At 68.6% G+C, this 1546-nt stretch carries 2 protein-coding genes; both read right to left on the reverse strand.

What is annotated here, in order from left to right; all coding sequences use genetic code 11:
- Positions 1-54: 54 nt before the first annotated feature.
- A complete protein-coding gene (locus tag ACWELQ_RS45450) occupies positions 55-744 on the reverse strand; it encodes a potassium channel family protein (protein ID WP_452403153.1) in 690 nt (229 codons plus the stop codon).
- 2 nt (positions 745-746) lie between these two features.
- Positions 747-1412 (reverse strand): potassium channel family protein, encoded by a 666-nt coding sequence (locus ACWELQ_RS45455; protein ID WP_452403154.1) that lies wholly within the window; start codon positions 1410-1412, stop codon positions 747-749.
- Between the last annotated feature and the right edge of the window lie 134 nt (positions 1413-1546).

The following is a 1546-nucleotide window of genomic DNA, read 5'->3' on the forward strand; positions in this document are numbered from 1 at the left end:
AGAATGTGGGCCGGGCACCGGGGAGTGCGTCCGGCCCACAGTCGTCTGTCCAGGTCAGGCCGGGTTCTCGGCCTTGGGCCCGAATCCGTTGACGCCCAGTGCCTTGCGTAGATCGTCCTCGGCCTCGACGGAGGCGACGAACAGCAGTTCGTCCTCGCCTTCGAGGGGGTCGTCGGCCTGCGGGACGATGACGCGCCCGCCGCGCAGGATGGTCACCAGCGCCGCGTCACGCGGCAGCGTGAGGGTGCGAACGGCCCTGCCCGCCAACGGCGTATCGGTGGGCAGCGTGATCTCGACCAGGTTGGCCTGACCCTGCCGCAGCGTCATCAGCCGCACCAGGTCGCCGACCGAGACCGCCTCCTCGACGAGCGAGGCCAGCAGGCGCGGCGTGGAGACGGCCACGTCCACACCCCAGGACGAGTCGAACAGCCACTCGTTGCGGGGATCGTTGACCCGGGCCACCACCCGGCCCACCCCGAACTCGGTCTTGGCCAGCAGTGCGAAGACCAGGTTCACCTTGTCGTCGCCGGTGGCGGCGATGACCACGTCGTAGGTTTCCAGCCCGGCCTCCTCGAGGGTCTCGAGTTCGCAGGCGTCGGCGTGGGTCCAGACCGCGGTGGGCGCGATGGTGGGGTCGATGTGGTCGAGGCGGCGTTCGAGCAGCATGACCTGGTGGCCGCCGCGTAGCAGTTCCTGGGCGATGGAGCGTCCGACGGCTCCGGCACCCGCGATGGCTACCTTCATGTTCAGACCTCGTTCGCAGGGGGGTTGGCGGCCAGGGCGACGGCTTCACCGACTGTGCCCGAGGTGGCGGCGATATAAACCTGATCGTCGGCCTGCAGCATGGATTTCCCGTTGGGCAGCACGCCTTGTCCGAAGCGGATGACGAAGGCGACCCGCGCGCCGATGGCGTCCTCGAGCGCGTGCACGGGATGGCCGTACCAGTCCTCGTGCAGCGCGAGTTCGGTGACCGCGACGGTGCCGGTGGGGTCGCGCCAGGTGGTGGTGGACTGATCCGACACCAGGGTGCGCAGGAAGCGGTCGGTGGTCCACGGCACGGTGGCGATGGTGGGGATGCCGAGGCGCTCGTAGACGGCGGCGCGTTTGGCGTCGTAGATGCGGGCCACGACGCGTTCGACGCCGAAGGTCTCGCGTGCCACCCGGGCGGAGATGATGTTGGAGTTGTCGCCGGAGGACACCGCGGCGAAGGCGCCGGCGCGTTCGATTCCCGCGCGGGTCAACACGTCTCGGTCGAAGCCGACGCCGGTGATGCACAGCCCCGGGAAATCCCGGCCCAGCCGCAGGAAGGCGCTCGAGTTCTGGTCGATCACCGCGACCTCGTGGCCGATGCGGACGAGGGCGCGGGCGAGCGAGGATCCGACCCGCCCACAACCCATGATCACGACGTACACCGTACGAACCCCATTCCCGAAAACCGTGGTGTGCGGCCCGATTGCCTATGTTTCAAAATCCCGGTCGGGTGGCAACCGTACCGCTCGAGTTTCACCGCGAGCACTTTCCCCCTCCGGAAGTTGTTCAAACCGGA

The sequence above is a fragment of the Nocardia sp. NPDC004722 genome, assembly GCF_053601505.1.